The 20782-nt window shown below is 63.6% G+C and carries 14 protein-coding genes; 9 read left to right on the top strand and 5 right to left on the bottom strand.

All coding sequences use genetic code 11. The features are described 5' to 3' along the window. Nucleotides 1-227: 227 nt before the first annotated feature. From uvrA to PSO31014_RS08515, 3 genes are all read left to right on the top strand, one after another. Entirely contained in the window at nucleotides 228-6104 is a 5877-nt protein-coding gene (gene uvrA, locus PSO31014_RS08525) for an excinuclease ABC subunit UvrA (protein WP_150551202.1), read from the top strand. A 296-nt stretch (nucleotides 6105-6400) separates the two neighbouring features. Beyond that, nucleotides 6401-6703, top strand: a complete 303-nt coding sequence (locus PSO31014_RS08520; protein WP_150551201.1) for a DUF4148 domain-containing protein — start codon at nucleotides 6401-6403, stop codon at nucleotides 6701-6703. 415 nt (nucleotides 6704-7118) lie between these two features. Further along, nucleotides 7119-7970 carry an undecaprenyl-diphosphate phosphatase gene (locus PSO31014_RS08515; RefSeq protein WP_150551200.1) on the top strand — a complete coding sequence of 284 codons (852 nt, stop codon included), beginning with the start codon at nucleotides 7119-7121 and terminating at the stop codon, nucleotides 7968-7970. A gap of 64 nt (nucleotides 7971-8034) precedes the next feature. On the opposite strand, the gene PSO31014_RS08510 is transcribed toward PSO31014_RS08515, so the two are convergent. Next, nucleotides 8035-8898 (bottom strand): LysR substrate-binding domain-containing protein, encoded by an 864-nt coding sequence (locus tag PSO31014_RS08510; protein ID WP_150551199.1) that lies wholly within the window; start codon nucleotides 8896-8898, stop codon nucleotides 8035-8037. A gap of 148 nt (nucleotides 8899-9046) precedes the next feature. On the opposite strand from PSO31014_RS08510, the gene psrA reads away from it, so the two are divergent. Continuing rightward, the gene (gene psrA / locus PSO31014_RS08505) at nucleotides 9047-10144 is read left to right on the top strand and encodes an iron-containing alcohol dehydrogenase PsrA (RefSeq protein ID WP_150551198.1); all 1098 of its coding nucleotides are present in this window, start codon (nucleotides 9047-9049) and stop codon (nucleotides 10142-10144) included. A 200-nt stretch (nucleotides 10145-10344) separates the two neighbouring features. After that, nucleotides 10345-11652 (top strand): MFS transporter, encoded by a 1308-nt coding sequence (locus PSO31014_RS08500; RefSeq protein ID WP_150551197.1) that lies wholly within the window; start codon nucleotides 10345-10347, stop codon nucleotides 11650-11652. 99 nt (nucleotides 11653-11751) lie between these two features. Here PSO31014_RS08500 and PSO31014_RS08495 read toward each other — a convergent pair whose 3' ends face one another. The 3 genes from PSO31014_RS08495 to PSO31014_RS08485 all read right to left on the bottom strand — a co-directional run bounded on the left by PSO31014_RS08495 (nucleotide 11752) and on the right by PSO31014_RS08485 (nucleotide 16301). Further along, a complete protein-coding gene (locus PSO31014_RS08495; protein ID WP_174976445.1) occupies nucleotides 11752-11997 on the bottom strand; it encodes a DUF4148 domain-containing protein in 246 nt (81 codons plus the stop codon). A 750-nt stretch (nucleotides 11998-12747) separates the two neighbouring features. Next, complete coding sequence (locus tag PSO31014_RS08490) at nucleotides 12748-14025, bottom strand: DUF445 domain-containing protein (protein WP_150551195.1); 1278 nt, start codon at nucleotides 14023-14025, stop codon at nucleotides 12748-12750. A gap of 95 nt (nucleotides 14026-14120) precedes the next feature. Continuing rightward, a complete protein-coding gene (locus tag PSO31014_RS08485) occupies nucleotides 14121-16301 on the bottom strand; it encodes a malate synthase G (protein ID WP_150551194.1) in 2181 nt (726 codons plus the stop codon). A gap of 462 nt (nucleotides 16302-16763) precedes the next feature. On the opposite strand from PSO31014_RS08485, the gene pepE reads away from it, so the two are divergent. From pepE to PSO31014_RS08470, 3 genes are all read left to right on the top strand, one after another. Beyond that, nucleotides 16764-17477: a dipeptidase PepE gene (pepE, locus tag PSO31014_RS08480; RefSeq protein ID WP_150551193.1), complete on the top strand. Its 714-nt coding sequence runs from the start codon at nucleotides 16764-16766 to the stop codon at nucleotides 17475-17477. A gap of 231 nt (nucleotides 17478-17708) precedes the next feature. Beyond that, nucleotides 17709-18671, top strand: a complete 963-nt coding sequence (locus tag PSO31014_RS08475; protein WP_150551192.1) for a fatty acid desaturase family protein — start codon at nucleotides 17709-17711, stop codon at nucleotides 18669-18671. Nucleotides 18672-18712: 41 nt separating this feature from the next. Continuing rightward, the gene (locus PSO31014_RS08470) at nucleotides 18713-19627 is read left to right on the top strand and encodes a DMT family transporter (RefSeq protein WP_150551191.1); all 915 of its coding nucleotides are present in this window, start codon (nucleotides 18713-18715) and stop codon (nucleotides 19625-19627) included. A gap of 133 nt (nucleotides 19628-19760) precedes the next feature. On the opposite strand, the gene PSO31014_RS08465 is transcribed toward PSO31014_RS08470, so the two are convergent. Further along, entirely contained in the window at nucleotides 19761-20183 is a 423-nt protein-coding gene (locus PSO31014_RS08465) for a hypothetical protein (RefSeq protein WP_130024461.1), read from the bottom strand. 191 nt (nucleotides 20184-20374) lie between these two features. Here PSO31014_RS08465 and PSO31014_RS08460 point away from each other — a divergent pair, with 191 nt between their 5' ends. Continuing rightward, a complete protein-coding gene (locus tag PSO31014_RS08460) occupies nucleotides 20375-20728 on the top strand; it encodes a DUF2288 domain-containing protein (protein ID WP_150551190.1) in 354 nt (117 codons plus the stop codon). Nucleotides 20729-20782: the final 54 nt, after the last annotated feature.

The following is a 20782-nucleotide window of genomic DNA, read 5'->3' as shown; positions in this document are numbered from 1 at the left end:
ACAGGCGCGAAATTGAAGCGCGCGACAAGGCATGCAACGAGACGCTGCTGCGCCTTCGGGTGTGGCGTGAGTGCTGTACAAATATACAGTACAATCACGTCAAGCCGAGCGACGCGTGGATGCTGTCAGCGACTGTCGCATCGGCCTGATACAGTAGTTCCCCCGAGGCGCGCACGCGCGCTGTCAGACGTCACGCTGTTCATTGTCAACCAAGCGGCCCTGATCCAGTGGATACCTCATCCTCGAAACCCGACCCGTCGTCCAACCACGCCATTCGTATTCGTGGTGCCCGCCAGCACAACCTCAAGAATCTCGACGTCGATCTCCAGACCGGTGAAATGACTGTCGTGACCGGTCCGTCCGGTTCCGGCAAGTCGAGCCTGGTCTTCGACACGCTGTTTGCCGAAGGCCAGCGCCGCTACGTCGAAACCTTCAGTGCCTACGCCCGCCAGTTCCTCGACCGCATGGATCGTCCGCAGGTCGATCATGTGGAAGGCGTGCCGCCGGCCATCGCCATCGATCAGACCAACCCCGTGCGCAGCTCGCGCTCGACGGTCGGCACGATGACCGAACTCAACGACCACCTCAAGCTGCTGTTCGCCCGCGCGGCGGCGCTGTTCGATCGCGAGACGGCACAGCCGGTGCGACACGACACCCCCGAGACGATCTACGCCGATCTGATGGCGCGCACCGCGCCGGGCGATCCGCGTCTGGTCGTTACGTTCCCTGTCGAGTTGCCGGGCAGTGTCACCGCCGACGAGGTCGAACAGTGGCTCTCGGCATCGGGCTACACGCGCGTGCAGGCCGAACGCGAAGTCGCATCGGCTGACGGCGCGCGCAAGGTGCTCGATGTCGTCGCCGACCGGTTCCGCTTGCAGAACACCGAGAAGGCGCGCGCGATGGAAGCCATCGAGGCGTCGCTCAAGCGCGGGCGCGGACGGGTGAATGTCTACGTGCTGGCCGACGAAGGTGAGCCCGACATCTGGCGCTATTCGCAGGATCTGCACTGCCCCGACAGCGACCTGCACTACGCCGATCCGCAACCGGCGCTCTTCTCGTTCAACTCGGCCTATGGTGCCTGCGAAGCCTGTCGCGGGTTCGGCCGCGTGATCGGTGTCGACCTCGGTCTGGTGATCCCGGACGAGCGCAAGACGCTGCGTGGCGGCGCGATCAAGACCATTCAGACGCCCGCGTGGAAAGAGATCCAGGACGACCTGCTCGAGTACGCCGGCAAGGCGAGCATTCCGCGCGATACGCCCTGGTCGAAACTCTCGCCCGAGCATCGCGAGTGGGTCATTGAAGGCGATCCCGACTGGAAAGGCGAGTGGAACAAGCAGTGGTACGGCATCCGGCGCTTCTTCGGCTATCTGGAGTCGAAGGCGTACAAGATGCACATTCGCGTGCTGCTCTCGAAGTACCGCAGCTACACCACGTGCGAGACCTGTGGCGGCGCCCGCCTGAAGACGGAGGGCCTGCTTTGGCGGCTCGGCTCGAAGGAGAACGCCGACGCGGTTCTGCCGCCCGCCCAGCGCGTCATGCCGCGTGGCGTGGCGTGGTCGCGCGAGTCGCTCGAAGCGCTGCCCGGCCTCACCATGCACGACCTGATGCTCATGCCGATTTCGCGTGTGCGTCAGTTCTTCGATTCGCTCACGTTGCCGTCGAGCCTGCTCGACGACGCCCTCAAGCTGTTGCAGGAAGAGGTCGGCACGCGGCTGAAGTATCTGTGCGACGTCGGCATCGGCTACCTCACGCTCGACCGTCAGAGCCGTACGCTCTCGGGCGGCGAAGTACAGCGTATCAATCTGACGACGGCGCTCGGCACGTCGCTCGTCAATACGCTCTTCGTGCTCGACGAGCCGAGTATCGGCCTGCATCCGCGCGATATGGACCGCATCGTCGCCGCCATGCATCGCCTGCGTGACGCGGGTAATACGCTGGTGGTGGTCGAGCACGATCCGGCGGTGATGCTGGCCGCCGACCGCCTGATCGACATGGGGCCGGGGCCGGGAGAGCGCGGCGGACAGATCGTCTTCGACGGCACACCCGATGACGTGCGCCATGCCGATACGCTGACCGGCAGCTACCTGGGCGGACGCAAGCACGTGGCGAACGCGTCGAACTGGCGCGCGCGCCCGGTCGACGCCGCGACGCCGCGCCTCACGCTGACCGGCGTGCGCGAACACAACCTCAAACAGGTCAGCGTCGAGATTCCGCTCGGGCGACTCGTGTGCGTGACCGGCGTGTCCGGGTCCGGCAAATCGACGCTGGTACAGGATGTGCTCAACCCGGCGCTGGCGCGTCACTTCGGCGACCCGACCGAAGCCCCGGGGGCCCACGACGAACTCATCGGCGCCGAACAATTGTCGGGCGTGGTGTTCGTCGATCAGTCACCCATCGGCAAGACGGCACGCTCGAACCCGGCGAGCTATGTCGGCGCGTTCGACGAGATTCGCAAACTGTTCGCAGCCGTGCCAGCAGCGCTGCAACGGGGCTACAACGCCAGTACCTTCAGCTTCAATTCCGGCAACGGGCGCTGCCCGACATGCGGCGGCTCGGGCTTCGAACACGTGGAGATGCAGTTCCTGAGCGACGTGTATCTGCGTTGCCCCGACTGCGACGGCAAGCGCTATCGCGCCGAAGTGCTCGACGTGAAGATTCAACGCGCCGTGCCCGGTGAAGCGATGCGCGAGTTGAGCGTGTCGGACGTGCTCGAGCTGACCGTCAACGAGGCGGTGAAGTTGTTCTCGTCGGATCGCGACGTGTTGCGCGTCTTGCAGCCGATCGTCGACGTGGGGCTCGAATACGTCAAGCTCGGTCAGCCGGTGCCCACGCTCTCCGGCGGCGAAGCCCAGCGCCTGAAGCTCGCGGGTTTCCTGGCGGAAGCGGCGCAGAAGAAGACGGCGAGCGGACAGAAGGTGGCGCATCGCGGCCGGCTCTTCATTTTCGACGAACCGACAACAGGGCTGCACTTCGACGACATTGCCAAGCTCATGCGTGCGTTCGCCAAGCTGCTCGACGGCGGCAGCTCGCTGCTCGTCATCGAACACAATCTCGATGTGGTGCGCGCGGCCGACTGGATCATCGACCTCGGGCCGGAAGGCGGCGAGGGCGGCGGCGAAGTGCTGTGCGCGGGTACGCTCGCGCAGGTGGTGGCGTGCGAGGGGTCGCACACCGGGCGCGCCCTGGCCGACTATGAACGCAATATCGTGGCGCCCGGCCGATCAGCGGCGGTGGCCAGCGCCGATGGCGATCCGGGCATGCCGCTGCAAACGGCCTTGCGCGCGGCACGCACGCAGCGCAAGCCGGCCGGCGGCAACGACATTCGTATCGTCAACGCCCGAGAGCACAATCTGAAAGCGCTCGACGTCGCCATTCCGCGCGGCAAGTTCAGTGTGATTACCGGTGTCTCGGGGTCGGGCAAGTCGACGCTCGCGTTCGACATCCTCTTCAACGAAGGGCAGCGCCGTTATCTCGAATCGCTCAACGCCTATGCGCGGTCCATCGTGCAACCGGCGGGGCGCCCGGAAGTGGATGCCGTGTACGGCATTCCGCCGACGGTCGCCATCGAGCAGCGCCTCTCGCGCGGTGGACGCAAGAGTACGGTGGCGACCACAACCGAAGTCTGGCACTTCTTGCGTCTGCTGTACGTCAAGCTAGGCATTCAGCACTGCATTCACGACGGTTCGCCCGTTACGGCGCAAAGCCCCGATTCCATCGTCGCGCAACTGATGCGCGATCGGCGCGGCCAGCATGTGGGGTTGCTCGCGCCGCTGGTCGTGGGGCGCAAGGGGATCTACACCGATCTCGCGAAGTGGGCCAAGGCGCGCGGGCATTCGCATCTGCGTGTCGATGGCGTGTTCCTGCCGGTCGACCCGTGGCCGAAGCTCGATCGATTCCGCGAGCACACCATCGAACTGCCGGTGGGCGACGTGATTGTCACACCCGAGACCGAAGGTTTGCTGCGCACGTTGCTGGCAGCGGCGCTTGAGCAAGGCAAGGGCGTGATGCACCTGCTCGCGCCGCTCGACGGTCTCGGAGACGCGATGGGCCGCGAGCAACCGGGCGAAGGCGTGGGCCAGATCGAGGTGTTCTCGGTCAAGCGCGCATGCCCCGTGTGCGGCACGAGTTATCCCGATCTCGATCCGCGCATGTTTTCGTTCAACAGCAAGCATGGTTGGTGTCAAACCTGCGTGGGTACGGGCCTGGCGCTCACGCGCGAGCAGCGCGAAGCGTTCGACGACACCGTGCTCAATCAGGACAACCGGGGGCGCGAGCATTCGTTGCCGTCGGAGGAGCAGGAGCCGGAGGGCGTGGGCGATCAGCCGTGTCCGGATTGTCACGGGGCGCGGCTCAATACCGTCGCGCGCGCGGTGACGTTCGACGAGCACGCCATCTCCGGCGTTGCGCAGTGGACCGTGACCGATGTGCGCGAGTGGATCGAAGGCCTTGAATTGCGCGGTCGCGAGGCGAGCATCGCGCGCGATCTGATCAGTGAGATTCAGGGGCGCCTGGCGTTTCTCGAGGAAGTCGGGCTCGGCTACCTCACGCTCGATCGCGCGGCGCCGACGCTCTCGGGCGGCGAGTCGCAGCGCATTCGGCTTGCGGCGCAACTCGGCAGCAATCTGCAAGGTGTTTGCTATGTGCTCGACGAGCCGACGATCGGCCTGCACCCGCGCGACAACGGCATTCTGCTCGGCGCGTTGCGCAAACTGGGCGACCAGGGCAACACGCTGGTCGTGGTCGAGCACGACGAAGACACGATTCGCCGCGCCGATCACATCATCGACATCGGTCCCGGGGCGGGCAAACGTGGTGGCACGCTGGTCGCGCAGGGCAGCGTCGCCGATCTGGCCTCGCACCCCGAGTCGCTGACCGGCAAGTTCCTGGCAAATCCGTTGCAGCACCCGATTCATCCGCGCCGCGAGGTCGTGGCGCCCGCCAGGGGTGTCGAGGTGGTGCCGTCGAATTGGCTGACGGTGCATGGCGCCACGCTCCACAACCTGAAGGACGTGACGGCGTCGTTGCCGTTGGCGCGACTCACGGCCATTACCGGCGTGTCGGGGTCGGGCAAATCGACGCTCGCGCGCGACGTGCTGATGACGAACCTGCTCGACGCGGTGGGGCGTTCGGTGCTGTCGTCACCCGCCGAGCGACGTGCCCGCAAGGGCACGGTGCGTCACGCGGTTAAGGCAGACGGCAAGCCGCGTGCGACGTCGGCGGCACCGGCGGTGCCACGCGGTCCTGTGGTGCACGCGTGGCATGGTTGCGCGTCGGTGACCGGCTGGGAGGCGATCGATCGCGTGCTCGAAGTCGATCAGACGCCCATCGGCAAGACACCGCGCTCTTGCCCGGCCACATATATCGGCTTCTGGGACACGATTCGACGCTTGTTTGCCGATACGCTCGAAGCCCGCGCCCGAGGCTATGCGGCGTCGCGCTTCTCGTTCAACACCGGCGAAGGCCGTTGTCCGGCGTGCGAGGGGCAGGGCGTGCGCACCATCGGCATGAGCTTCCTCTCCGACGTGAAGGTGCTGTGCGACGTCTGTCACGGTCAGCGGTTCAACGCCGAGACGCTGGCCGTGACGTGGCGCGGCAAGAGCATCGGCGACGTGCTGACGATGGAAGTGGACGAAGCCGTTGAGTTCTTCGCGTCGATGCCGAGCATCGCGCATCCGCTGCAACTGATGCAGGACGTCGGTCTCGGCTATCTCACGCTGGGGCAGCCGTCGCCGACGTTGTCCGGGGGCGAGGCACAGCGCATCAAGCTCGTGACGGAGTTGACCAAGGTGCGCGACGACATCACGCGTCGCGGACAAAAGACGCCGCACACGCTGTATGTGCTCGACGAGCCCACGGTCGGTCTTCACATGGCGGACGTGGCGCGTCTGATTCATGTGCTCCATCGGCTGGTGAATGGCGGGCATACCGTCGTCGTCATCGAGCACAACCTCGATGTGATTGCCGAAGCCGACTGGATCGTCGATATGGGCCCGGAGGGTGGCAAGAACGGCGGGATGGTCGTCGCCGCGATGTCACCCGACGCGCTGACGCACGTCGCGGCGAGCCATACCGGCATCGCGCTCAAGCCGGTCCTCGGTCACTAGCGCACTCAATACGCCACAGGCGGGAATCGAGCGACGTACGTCTCGCTCGGTTCCCGTCTCTGCGGGCAGACATTCCCCTTCCGTCGTCATGACGCTCAGCCGCCGTCCAGCCGTCGTGAGCGCCGGCTCGCATGGACGTCGAGGCTCGATGCGGGACGTGTCGCGCTAATTATTTCTGAAATAGAAATTACAAATGGACAAATATCATCTTTATTGCAATTGTCGATGCCAATAGACTGCAATTGTCGACGATGAATTGAACATCGCCGCGACTCAAACAGACAGGAGAAAACATCATGAAGCGCGCTCTTATTACCTCAGCCCTGGTTTCCGCAATGTTGGCCGTGTCGGCCGGTTCGGCCTTTGCCAGCGATGCCTTCGACGGCCCGTCGGAATTCTCGTGGGTGCCGCAAACCAGCATGCTGACCCGTGCTCAGGTCGGTCAGGAACTGGCGCAAGCCCAGCAAGCCGGTCTGCTGCAGCAACACGATTCGGTTTATCCGAAGTCGATCGCCAACTCGGGCGCTGCAGCGGTAGCCGCGACCCCGGCGTCGATCATCAACCTCGCCCTTGCCGGCAGCACGTACTTCGGTAGCTGATTCGCGTCACCCATCGCAGTACGGGTGGCACCTCCCGTGAGCCAGCGCCTGTGCGGCGCGTCGCGACTCCGGGTCGCTGCCTCCGATAACAAATCGGCCACCTCGCGTGGCCGATTTTGTTTTGTGCGCCCCCCTTTGCGATGCGTCGCACCCTGTGGACAAATCTGTCGATAACCCTGTGGGTAAGCTGTGGTGCACCTGTGACCAAGCTGTGGATTTCCGGTGGGCAAGTCGCTCCGCATTGACCCAAGGTACCCGTCGTACACGGCTCACTTGCTCACTTCGTGACACGTCTGTTGGAGTATCATGCGCGGCAGCCGGTGGTGGGCAGGGAACCGGCGCCGCCGTCATGTGACCGTCACAGAAATGTCATGCATCCGGCGTAGGCTCCTTGCCCATTTCACAAGGATTTCGCATGGATTATCTGCAAGTGCTCGTGCTCGCGATTGTGCAGGGCGTGGCGGAGTTGCTTCCCGTGTCGAGTTCGGCACACGTCATCATGGCCGAGAAGCTGATGGGTCTCGACCCGTCGGCGCCCGCCATGACGTTGTTGCTCGTCATGCTGCACACCGGCACGATGCTCGCCGTCATCGTCTATTTCTGGAAGTCGTGGCGCGAGCGCTATTTCTCGTCGAAGCACGACTTCGTGCATAACGCGAAGCAAGTCGTCATCGCGACGGGCTTCACGGGCGTGATCGGGCTGGCCTTGATGCTGTTTATCGAGAAGGTCTTGATGCGTGGCTCCGAACACGCCGAGATCGAGCACTTGTTCGGCAATCTGTACATCATCTCCGGCGGCCTCGCGATGGCGGGCATCCTGATTCTGATCTCGGGCAGCAAGCGTCCGCCGATGGGCGATCGCCCGTTGCGCGGTGCCGACTCGGCCTGGATCGGCGCGGTACAGGGTTTGTGTCTGCCGTTCCGTGGTTTCTCGCGCTCGGGATCGACCATCTCGACGGGGATGATGCGCGGGCTCGATAAAATCCGTGTCGAGGAATTCAGCTTCGCGCTGGCCGTGGTGCTCACGCCGCCGGTGATTGCCAAGGAGGCGTACCGCCTGTACAAGTCGGGCGGCGCGCAATCGTTCTCCGGCCACTACATGACGGTGCTCACGCCGAGTCTCGTCGGCATGGTGTTCAGCTTCCTCGCCGGTCTGGTAGCGCTGCGCTGGTTGTCGCGCTGGCTCGAACACGGCCGCTGGTATCTGTTCGGCATCTACTGCCTCGTGGCCTCGGGCGTCGTGCTGGCGGCGAGCCAATATCTGTAATCCGGTCAGGTGACGTCTTGCGTGGGCGGCGTGCCAGGCGCTGCCCATGCCATGCCCACGGGCGTCACACCAGTCCCGCCACGACCTCCAGAAACGCGGCAATCGCCCGCGACGCTCGCCGCTGCGCCAGGCACACAACGACCGTTGTCGTCTCCACGCGTGCGTCGCTGATCGATACGGTGGCAAGTCGCGCGTCGGGCGTATGCTCACGCGCCGACACCGCAGCGATTCCCAGTCCCAGAATGACGGCCTCGCGAATCGCTTCGCGGCTGCCGATCTCCATCGCCACGCTCGGTGTCACCCCCGCCGCTTGCAACGCCGCTTCGAGCGCGTGACGCGTGGTCGATCCCGGCTCGCGCATGAGCATCGGCTCGTCCGCCAGCGCCGCGAGCGGCACGCTGCGTCGCTTGGCGAACCGGTGCGCGCGCGGCACCAACAGCACGACCGGATGCGTGCGATAGGGCACGGCATGCAGACGCGCGTCGTCGTGATAGCGCGCGAGCACCGCCAAGTCCGTGCGGTAGGCCAGCAGGCTCTCGATCATTTCTTCGGAGTTGCCCGGCCGCATGGAAATGCGAATGCCGGGGTAACGCGGCTGGAACGCCGCCACGATCTCCATCGCGTGATGCGGTCCGACAGCGCCCAGGCGTAATTCGCCGGTGCGCAGCTCGCCATGCTCCTTGAGCAGACCAAGCGCTTCGGCTTCGTCGGAGAAGATGCGCAGGCTCACCGCATATAACGATTTTCCGGTCGGCGTGAGCGTCAGTCCACGGCCGTGCCGGTAGAACAGTTCGACGCCGTAAGTCTCCTCCAGCGCACGAATCTGCGTGGTCATCGTGGGCTGGCTCACATGCAGCGCCTGGGCCGCGCGCGTCACGCTGCCGTGGTGCGCCACCGCATGGAACGAGCGCAGTTGGGTAATCCGCATCGATGACGCTCCCGTGACGAGGTATAGGTTTTACCAATACATCGACGAAAAATTGTGAATTGGAAGTATAGGACGGTCCTCACCATAATCCAGCTCAATCTTCGTCAATCGATCGCGGCGCCCGCGGGCGCAGCGGCACCTCCTCACCATGACTGCATGTTCACGTTTCCATAATCCGGTCGACGTTCGCTTCGGTGCGGGTGCCCTTGCTCAGTTGCCCGAATTGGTCGGCGAGCGGCGGGCTGTGCTCGTCACCATGCCCGAAGCGCGGGCGCTCGGCATGACGGGGCAAGTCGAAGCGCTGCTCGGGCAACGGCTGGCGGGGACGATCGATCGTGTCAGCCCGAACCCGGATGTGCGCGAACTTGCCCCGATGTACAGCGATTTCTGGCGGCGGTACGGCCAGTGCGAGGTGATCGTGGCGCTGGGCGGCGGCAGCACGCTCGACACGGCCAAGCTGTTGATGGTCGCGGGCGAGGACGATCGCTTTGCGACGCTCGTCGATGCGCTTGATGCGGGGGGCGTCTTCCGGCCATCGCGGACCAAGCGGCTCATCACCGTTCCGACGACGGCCGGCACCGGCAGCGAAGTCACCCCGTGGGCCACGCTGTGGGATCGTCATGTGAAGCACAAAAAGTACTCGCTGCATTTGACCGAGACGTGGCCGGAGGCGGCGATTGTCGATCCGCGCCTGACGCGCTCACTGCCGCCGGCGGTCACTCTGCAAAGCGGTCTCGACGCCCTCTCGCATGCGCTCGAGGCGATCTGGAACGTTAACGCCAATCCGATTTCCGACACCTTCGCCGTGACGGCGGCGCGCGACATGATGCGCGTGTTGCCGCAGCTGATGGTGTCGCTGGACAACGAGGCGTTGCGCGCTCAGGCGGCACTCGCCGCGCTGCAGGCGGGCATGGCGTTCTCCAACACGAAGACCGCGTTGGCGCATTCGATTTCGTACGACATGACGATTCGTCATGGCCTACCTCACGGCATCGCGTGCTCGTTCACCTTGCCGGCGGTGATGCGTCTGGCGATAGGCCGCCGTGCCGATCGCGACGCGGTGCTGGCGCAGGTGTTCGACGGCGACATTGGCCGCGCCCCCGACAAGCTCACCGCGTTTCTCAACGGTTTGGGCGTGGCGACCGAGTTTTCGGCCTATGGCGTGTCCGAGCCTGAATCGAATGCGATGATCGCCGCCGCGCTCGACGGCCCGCGCGGACGCAATTTCATCGGCGCCACCGCCTGATCGTCAGGTGGCCGCCACGGTCGTATGCGTTCGCGCGCATGCGTGTTTTCGCGTCTTACCCGCAGTCCCCGTAATCCGCATCATCAAAACATAGCCGCGTGATCCAAAGGCGGCACCGAGACATCCAGGAGACAGACGCCCGGCGCAAACCGGCGCGTCGCAGCGCGCCGCCACGGCGCGGCGCATCAACAGGAGGCGCAATGGAACAGGTTCTCACGGGCGTGGGCGGCAGCGATGCCGTCTCCGCCGAAAAAGCGGTGCGCACGGTCGCGCTGGCCAGCCTGATCGGCACGACCGTCGAATGGTATGACTTCTTCCTGTACGGCACCGTGACAGGCCTCGTCTTCAACAAGCTCTTCTTTCCCAGCGGCGACGCCTTCATTGCCACCGCGCTTGCCTACACGGTCTACGCGGTGGGATTCGCCACGCGGCCGATCGGGGGCATCCTCTTCGGTCATTTCGGCGATCGGTTGGGACGCAAGCCATTGCTCATCGTCACGCTCTCCATCATGGGGGTGTCCACGTTCCTGATCGGACTGGTGCCGACCTACGACAGCATTGGCATGGCCGCCCCGCTGATTCTGCTGTTCCTGCGTCTGTTGCAGGGCATTGGCCTGGGGGGCGAATGGGGCGGCGCGGTGCTCATGGCGTTTGAGTACGCGCCGCGCGACCGGCGCGGGCGGTTCGCGGCGTATCCGCAGATCGGGCTCGCCGTGGGGTTGTGCCTGTCGACCGGTGTGGTCGCGTTGCTCTCGTCGACACTGACCGATGCACAGTTCATGGCATGGGGCTGGCGTCTGGCGTTCATGCTCAGCGTGGTGCTCGTGGCGGTGGGCATGTTCATCCGGCTGCGCGTGCTCGAGACGCCCGAGTTCGCGCGTATCAAAGACAGTCAGCGCGTCGCGCATGTGCCGCTTTCCGAGATTGCGCGCGATTACCGGCGCAACGTGCTGCTGGGCTGGGGCGCGCGTTATATCGACGGCGTGGTGTTCAACGTCTATGCGGTGTTCGCCATCTCGTATCTCGTTGGCACGCTGCACTTTCCGAAGACGCCGATCCTGCTGGCGGTCACGCTCGCGGCCATGGTGTTGATCGTCACGATTCCGTATGCCGCGAAGCTGTCGGATCGCGTGGGACGCCGTCGAGTGTTCGGTTGGGGCGCGTTGGCCTGTGGCGTGTCGGCGATACCGGCATTGGCGGTGATGCACTATGCGACGAGCGTCTGGTGGGTGTCGCTCGCGGTGATTGTGCCGCTGGGGGTCGTCTATGCGTTCGTCTATGGTCCCGAGGCGTCGATGTTCTGCGAACTGTTCGACACGCGGGTTCGCTACACGGGCATCTCGGTCGTGTATCAAGTGTCAGGAATCGTTTCCAGCTCGATCACACCACTGGTGGCGGCGACGCTGCTCGAATACGGGGGGCACAAACCGTGGTGGATCGCCGTGTATGTGCTGGCAGTGGGATGCCTGTCCGCCGCGTGCGCGGCAGCGATGAAGCGGACCTACTGAGGGGGAACGGCGGGACGGAGATGCGTGTGGGGTGCCCGAAGCATCGGGAATCCGGCAGGCCGAGCGATGACGCCCCGGCTTGCCGATTTTTTGCGCGGCTTACTGACCGAAGTAGATCGAACCGGCGCGATTCACGCGGCCCGGGACTTCATAGGCTGGGGCGACGGTCGTCGTTTGCGTGGTGGCTGCCACGGCACCCGGCTGGGCCTGCGTTTGCACTTGAACTTGCGCTCGCGTCTGGGGTTGCTGCGGTTGGGCAGCCGATTGGGCATTCTCGGCGGCGCTCGCGGCACCTGCGCTCAACAGCGCGGCAGCGAAGGCCGAAGCGATCAGAATGGACTTCATTGTCATTTCTCCTGTCTGGCGAGACGTCCAACATGGGCGCCGTCATTGACGCCAATCTACGCGCACGCAGCAAGGAGAAAAACGCGCTCCCGGAGAAGGGAGAATTGCGGAAAATGAAATAATCAAACGTCGACAAGCGGGATTCATTGTGCAAGACAAGGAACCCGAGCAGTACGCGCTGCAGTCATGCGCGCAGTATCATTGCGTGTCGAAGCGTTCAGCGACGCGTCACGCGCGCTTGCTGACGGCGCGCACGCGCGGCACGGCTGCGCAGATACGACGCGGTGAGCAGCGAGGCACTCGCCAGCAGAAGGAAAGAACCGAGGGCAGCCATGGTAATGCTCCTGTACGAGCCGGCGTCGTCCGCGGTGCGGTGCACCCTGCGAGCCACGACGTCGACTGACTTCATCATGTTGTCACTCTACTGCTGTCGCACTTCGCGATAAACCCCATCCGATCAAACAAGTTGTTGCGCGCCGCGACATTTCCCTCTAATTCGTGGCGCGGCACGCGTCAGAGCGGTGGCATTCGTCGCTTTTGTTGGAATTAAGTAATTGATTTTCAATGATTTTTGCGAATCTGACGATCCACGAGGTGCCGACGCCGCTGCGTTGCGAAAAAACCACGGGTTTTCCCTAGGATTGGCTGATATTCGTGCAACGGTCGGCGCAACGCAGCAAAAGGGGGTTGCGGCAGATCCGGTCCGGTAGAGCGGTGCAGGTGTGCCACCCGGTCCGACGCCGATGCCCGTCAGTGGCCGCGCGAAAGCAGCGCCGGTGCCTGGGCAATCAAATAGAGCACGGCGCCGATCAGTCCACCGACGAGGGTGCCGTTGATGCGGATGTACTGCAGGTCCTGCCCGACGCTCAGGCGGATTTGCTGTGACAGGTGCTCGGCGTTCCAGCCGTGTACCGTTGCGCGAATGTGCTCCGTCACGAAGTCGGCAAAGCCCGGTGCCATGCGCTCGGCCGCATCCAGCAATTGTGCGTCGAGCGCTTTGCGCAGCGAGTCGCTTCGCGCCAGTTCCTGAGCCATCCACGCGGCCGCGCCGGTGATCTTGGCGCCGATCACCGAGTCGTCGCGTGCGAGGTCACGCTTCACCCAGCTTCGCCATTCGTTCCACAGCCCGCCGACATACGCGTTCAACGCGGTGTCGCCTTTCAACTGGGTCTTGAAAGCGTCGAGCTTCGCCTGAAAGTCGGCGTCATGCTTGAGTCGCTCGATCAGCCCCGCCACCGCGCGATCGAACGCCTGACGCAATTGATGCGATTCGTCTGCTTCCATTTGCGCCAGCAGGCGCGTGACGGCCGCCGAAATCATGTCGGAGCCCTTGTTGCCGATCCACTCCGATGGCAGCACCTTTTCCTTTTTCGGATGATCGCTCTTGAGCCAGTCGACGATGCGCGCTGAAATGAATTCGCGCGTCTGCGGCTCATTGAGGAGTTCGACGAGGTAGTCGAGTGTCTCGTCGAGCAGCGCCTGATGACGGCCGTCGCGCGTGAGCGTGTCGAGAATGGCGGCCGCCGATTGCGACAGGTCGATCCGGTCGATCATCGTGTCGAGCGCACGGCGGATAAAGGCCTGCACGTTGCGCTCGTCCATCACGTCGAGCACCCCGCTGGCCACTTTCACCAGCACCGCGCTCAACTGACGCGTGTTTTCGTACGAGCCAAGCCAGTGCGTGACGGCATCCGCCGGGTTCTGTTGCCGGATGAGCCGAACGACCGAGGGGGTGTCGAGAAATTTCTCGCGCACGAAGCGGGCGAGACCGTCGCCGAGGGCGTCTTTCTTGCGAATCAGGATATTCGTGTGCCGCGCGAGCCCTGGGATCGGAATGCGCCGGAACAGGGCTTCGACCGCGAACCAGTCCGCCAGTCCGCCGACCATCGCGGCTTCGGCCGCCGCCCGGATCCAGCCCGTAACGAAGTGCTCGGGCATGAAGAGTGTGGCGACAAAGATCACCAGCGCGGCCAGCAGAAACCAAAGGGCGCGACGCTCGGCGCGTTGCAGGGCGATGGCGGGGTCCATGCGCAGCCGGCTCCTAAAATACAAAGACGCCCGACAGGTTACCCCGTCGGGCGTCCAATGATAAGTCGCGAACCGATCGACTTATCGCCGTGCGATTACCCGCGTTGCTTCGCCTTCAGCTCGAGACGGTACTTGTGCAGCAGCGGCTCGGTGTAGCCGCTGGGCTGAGTCAGCCCTTCGAACACCAGAGCACTCGCGGCCTGGAACGCCAGCGAGTCGTCGAAGTTCGGCGCCATCGGACGATAGTGCGCGTCGCCCGCGTTCTGCTTGTCGACCACGGCGGCCATGCGCTTCAGGGTCTCTTCGACCTGTGCGCGCGTGATGACGCCGTGACGCAGCCAGTTCGCCAGATGCTGGCTCGAAATGCGCAGCGTGGCGCGGTCTTCCATCAGGCCGATGTCGTTGATGTCGGGCACCTTCGAGCAACCCACGCCCTGGTCGATCCAACGCACGACGTAGCCCAGAATGCCCTGCGCGTTGTTCTCGATCTCCTTGCGGATTTCGTCGGCGGACCATTCGGCCTTCGCCACGACCGGCACCGTCAGCAGGCCCGTGAGCAACGTGTCGCGTTCCTTCGCGTAGTCGATCTTCTCGAGTTCCTGCTGGACGGCCTGCACGTCGACCATGTGATAGTGCAGGGCGTGCAGCGTGGCGGCGGTCGGCGACGGCACCCAGGCGGTGTTCGCCCCGGCCTTCGGATGTGCGATTTTCTGCTCGAGCATGGCTTGCATCAGATCCGGCATGGCCCACATACCCTTGCCGATCTGCGCGCGGCCGCGCAGGCCGGCGGCCAGACCCACGAGCACGTTGCTCTTCTCGTAGGCCGTGATCCACGCCGACGACTTCATGTCGCCCTTGCGCATCATCGGACCGGCTTCCATCGCGGTGTGCATCTCGTCGCCCGTGCGATCGAGGAAGCCCGTGTTGATGAATGCAACGCGCGCCGCGGCGGCGGCGATACAGGCCGAGAGGTTCACACTCGTGCGACGCTCTTCGTCCATGATGCCCATCTTGAGCGTGTTGCGCGGCAGGTCGCACAGCGCTTCGATGCGGCCAAACAGTTCGTCGGCGAAGGCCACTTCGGCCGGGCCGTGCATCTTCGGCTTGACGATGTAGATCGAGCCGGTGCGCGAGTTCAGTCGATGCTTGCGGTCATGCAGCGAGGCGAGCACGGTGACCACGCCGTCGAGAATGCCTTCCGGAATCTCGCGGCCTTCGCGATCGGTGATCGCCGGGTTGGTCATCAGGTGACCGACGTTACGGATGAACAGCAGCGAGCGGCCGTGCAGCGTCACCGGCTGGCCGTTGGCGCCGACGTATTCGCGGTCGGCGTTCAGACGGCGCGTGAACGTCTTGCCGCCCTTCTCCACGGCTTCCGTCAGCGTGCCTTGCATCAGGCCGAGCCAGTTGCGATAGAGGTCGACCTTGTCGTCGGCGTCCACGGCGGCGACCGAGTCTTCACAGTCGATGATGGTCGTGACGGCGGCTTCGACCAGCACGTCCTTGATATGCGCCGCGTCGGTCTTGCCGATCGGGTGGCTGGCGTCGAACTGGATCTCGAAGTGCAGGCCGTGGTGCTTGAGCAGCACGGCCGTCGGCGCTGCCGCGTCGCCTTGATAGCCGATGAACAGGGCCGGCGTCGCCAGGCCCGTCTCGCCGGTCTTGGTCGTGACGATGAGCTTGCCGTTCTCGACACGATAGCCGGTGGCGTCCTTGTGCGAGCCGTCGGCCAGCGGGGCGGCCTGGTCGAGGAAGCCGCGTGCGAAGGCGATCACGCGTTCGCCGCGCTTCGGGTTGTAGCCGGCACCTTTTTCTGCGCCGTCCGTTTCGGGGATGGCGTCGGTGCCGTAGAGCGCGTCGTACAGGCTGCCCCAGCGCGCGTTGGCGGCGTTCAGGGCGTAGCGGGCGTTGGAGAGCGGCACCACGAGCTGCGGACCGGCCTGCTCGGCAATTTCATGGTCGACGTTGGCCGTGGTGGCCTGCACGCTGGCAGGCGCGGGCAACAGGTAACCGATCTTTTCGAGGAACGCGCGATAGGCTGCGGCGTCGGCGATGGGACCCGGGTTGGCACGGTGCCAGGTGTCGAGTTCGCCTTGCAGGCGGTCGCGTTCGGCGAGCAAGGCGCGATTCTTCGGGCCGAGGTCATGAACGATGGCGTCGAAGCCTTTCCAGAACGCATCGACATCGACACCGGTGCCCGGCAGGGCTTCCTTTTCGATGAACGCGATCAGATTGTCTGCGACCGTCAGGCCGCCACGCTGGGAAGTGGAAGTCATGATGCTGTACTCGAGTTTGAAAACCAGGTTGACGCGATTTCGTCCGACGACCTCGCCGCGACACTCACACGTTAACGTGTGAACGCTGGCCGGGGTGGTTGACGATAAGGGGCAGTCTTATATAAGACCCTGAGTGTAATCCTTCTCCGGTCACTCGGAAACCCGGGATTTCGCGTCGTGATACCGCCGTCGCTTATAGGCGGCATAAGGATTTGCGTATGACATCGATGCCACGGGGTTTTGCGCCCGATGTCGGAGGAGCGAGGTGCGGTTGCAGCATTCGGTATGGCATTTCACTTTATGAGAAATGAGGGGGCTCGATGGCGCGATGCGCGCTACGCGGGTCGAGGGGCGTCATGCGTCCGTCGAGGCGGCGGGTACACTCACCGTTTGCATTGAATTTGCGCGATGCGTCCGCGTCGAGCCATTCCCCCGAAAACGTCTGCCCTGGAGGCATGAGTCGTGAAACAGATCTTGATGATGAGCAGTTCCCGCAAGGGCAACCAGGCGTTTCTGGCACATGCCGACGATCAGCTGCATGCGGTGCTCAGGGATCGTGCGAAACGCGTGTTGTTCGTGCCGTACGCGGGGGGCATCACCTACAGTTACGACGAGTATGAAGCGCGCGTGAAGCCGACGTTCGAGCGGCTCGGCTATGCCCTCGAGTCGATCCATCACCACAAGGATCCGCGCGCCGCCGTCGAGCAGGCGCAGGCCGTCGTGGTGGGCGGGGGCAATACGTTCGTGCTGCTCGATCGCCTGTACAACGCGGGCGTCGTGGGCCTGCTGCGCGAGCGCGTGAATGCCGGAATGCCTTATGTGGGCTGGAGCGCCGGGGCGAACGTGGTGTGCCCGACCATTCGCACGACCAACGACATGCCGATCGTCGAGCCGCCGACGCTCAAAGCGCTCAACCTGATTCCGTTCCAGGTCAATCCGCATTTCATCAGTGGGAAGCCGACGGGGCACAACGGCGAATCGCGCGAGGAGCGTCTGGCCGAGTACCTGGCGATCAATCCGGACGAGCGCGTCGTTGCCATTCCAGAGGGTACGGCGCTGCATGTGCAGGGCGAGAACGCCACAGTGCTCGGTGAATTCGACGCGTTGCATTTCAAGCAGGGCGGTGTCGTGGACAAGCTCGCGACGGGCCGCACGTTTGCGCTGGCGTCGATCTGATACGCGCGGGCATCGAGCCATCGCGCAGATGATGGCTGGCTTCGGGGCGGATTGAATATCCGAAAATTCCGAAATCTGACTTTTCGCACCCAACTGCATTCTGCAGGTGTATTTCCACTGGCAGAATGCGAAATCAAACTTGGTGCGCGCTTCCCCCTCGGAGCGTGATGAGGGTTGACGGAGAAAGGGGATGTCCCCTTCCGTCACCGGAACGTTTGGCGGAGGGGGAACATGGTACGGAAATACGCGAGTCTCGCACTTACTGGAGATCAAAAGAGCCGCATCAAGGCATTGTGCGAGCGAAACAACCATCGAGGGCTGGTTTCTATCGTTTCTGATTACGGTTGGATTCTTGTTGGCTGCCTGCTGTCATTAGAGGTGCAGCCGCTGCTGTATCCGTTGTCAGTTCTGATCATCGGGGCTAGACAGCGTGCATTAGCAAGTCTTTTCCATGATGGGGCGCACGGGACGCTGTTCAGATCCAAGGTATTGAATCGCGTTGTGAGCCGAGTATTCTGCGGTTGGCCAATCATGCAATCCATGTTTGCCTATCGGCAATCCCACGTAATTTTGCATCACTCCCGCCTCGGCGACGCCAATCACGATCCCGATTATCGGGAACTGCTGGGCGCAGGGATATATGAGACCCAACGAGGCCCAGACTTCTTCCGGCGATTCATACTGAGCGCGATATATGGCCGGTTCACGCTCCGCTATATCAAGTCCCTGATTCTGAGTCGCCTGTCTTTTTCCGTGCGCTCAAACGAATCCTGGTTGATTCTTGCCTTTCATGCGTCGATTGCCGTGATTGCCTATTCGCAGGGATGGCTGGCGAACCTTATGTTCTTTTGGTGGATTCCGCTGATCCTGGTTTTTCCAGTAATTGGCTGGTTCAGCGAATTGTCCGAGCATTACCCGTTCATGGACGCATCAAGTGAGTGGTGCTTCGGTGCACGAAACCGCTATTCGTGCTGGGTTGAACGCTTCTTCATCGGGATGCACGGCGATTCATTTCATCTTACGCATCATCTGTTGCCTGGGATCCCACATTGGAATCTCGCTGCCGCCACCCGGATTCTTCGAGCAGACAACGCGTTTTCCGAATGGGATGACAAGTGGGGAGGAATCTTCTCGTCGGATCAAAGCGGCCGCGTGACCTTTGTCGACTTCGTCAGAGCACCTCAAAGGCCATGAGTGCGTCGCTTATTGCCTATCTATTAAGTTGAAATCGGGAAATGAGCGTATTTAATCGCACAGCCTACGGGCCGGAGATCTGCGCGCTGGTCGCCGCCGCTCTGAACGGCACGATCGGCGTGTTGACGCGAACCGGATTCGATCAAGGGGCTACGCCCGCGTTGATCGCCTTCTGGAAATGCTTCGGTGCTTTCGTCGTGGTGTCGCTGCTCTGTGCCTGTCGTCACGATCTCGGCACGCAGACCGTTCGGCTGGCCCGTCGCTGGCCTCAGTTCGCATGTCTCGCGTTTCTCGGCATTTTCAGCCTTTACTACTTCGAGACCACGGCGTTCTCGCACGCATCGATTCCGCTCGTCTCGTTCCTCACGTATGCGGCGGGCGGCGCTACGCTCGCGCTGTCCGGGCGGTTTCTCGGGGAGACGACAACGCGTCGTAAGGCGGCCGCCTTTCTGGCAATCGTCCTTGGCGTCGGTGTGATGGGGCTGTTCGAAAGCGGCATCGACGGCAGCACGGCGGGCATCGCCCTGGCGCTGGCCGGAGGATGCGGCTATGCGCTGTTCATCTTCCTCGCCAAGTGGTTCAGGATCGGGTCGGGACTGCCGCAGCTCGTCTGGCTGTTCGGGTTCGGCAGCGCGTTTCTGTCGATACCCCTGATGCGCGAGGGATTCGCCATGCCCAGCGGCGTGGCCTGGATAACGCTATGCGCGCTCGTGTTGCTTCCAACGATCGGGGGCTTCTATTTCACCACTCGGGCGGTGGAAAGCGGTCAGGCCAGCAAAGTGCAGATCATCGAGACCAGCGACCCCCTGTTCGCGACGCTGTTCGGATTCGCGCTCTTTGGCGACCGGCTGAGTCAGGAAGGCATGCTCGGCGCAGGCTTCATCGCCATCGGACTCGTGATTGCCGTCTGGGATCGACCGGGGGATGACGCAACGTCGGCACGCTACGACGCGTAGCCCTGCACAAACGAAACCGCCGCCCAGGCGTGGGCCTCGGGCGGCGGCTTACCGGCATGCGGCACAAGCGACAGCGGCGATGCCGCCCCCTCGTACCGTCGGCGACAGCGACAGTGTCAGGATCGATTCGGGATCAGGCTTCGTCGTCGAGCCAAGGTACTTCGACATCGGTCAGGAAGGCGACCATCGCGAGCGGACGCGCTTCATGGCGACCCATCTTGCCATCGGCGCGGTGCCACACCACCTCGAAGGTTTCCGGATACTTTTCAGCGCTCAACCGCACGGTGCGCAACTCTTCTTCGTCGGCCTCTTCGATGGGGCCGTCGAACGACAGCATGAGCGCCTGCGGCCACACACCATCTTCCGGGTCGTAGACCTTGTCGCCGTTGGGCACGTCGACCACCGCTTCGACGCCGATCGTTGCCGAGGCTGCCACGATCATCTCGCCAAGGGCGCGCAGCAGCGCGGTCGCACGGGCGGAGTTGATCTGGCGCATGGCGAGATCGCCGCGCGTCAGCGCTTGTTCCAGCTTGGGATCGGTTTTTTGTTTGGACATGCGGTTCCTCGGTAAAACGTTAGCCACCACGCGGCAGTCGTGCCATGTCGCTGCGACACCGGTGCGCTACGTGGGGTTCCGATGCTACCACCGTCGCGCATGCCGGGGCGCATTACAATGCGGGTTTTCGTTATTTACGCTTCGCCGGCGCAGTCGTTGTCGTCGACCCGCGCAATCTGGAGCCCGTTGTCATGGATTCGCCCAAACCCGCCCAATCAGTTCAAGCTTCCCAAGCCGCCGCGCCAGGCGCCAGCGACGTGTATCTGCGTCTGCTCGGTGAAACCGCCAAGATCGACTGGAAGGATCTGGAATCGTTCTTCGCGCGCGGTGTGCTGCTGTACGTGGCGCCCGGCGTCGACCTCGTGTCGGTCGCCGAGGCGGTGGCCAACGACGATAAGGCCACCGTGTCTCAATGGCTATCGTCGGCCTTGGTGCAGCGCATGCAAGCCGAGCAAGCCACCGATTTCTCCGCACGCATGCCGGAACTTTGGGCCGTTGTCGTCGCCCCCTGGGTGCTCGTACAGGAACGCGGCATCGTTGCGTGATGGCGTGACGCGCGCGCTGATAAACCCCGTCGACGCCTCCAGTTCGCTACCCGG

The organism is Pandoraea soli (assembly GCF_902459595.1).
Classification (GTDB): Bacteria; Pseudomonadota; Gammaproteobacteria; order Burkholderiales; family Burkholderiaceae; genus Pandoraea; species Pandoraea cepalis.
The sequence above is the reverse complement of the archived record's forward strand: the minus strand, read 5'-3'. Positions and strand labels throughout refer to the sequence as shown.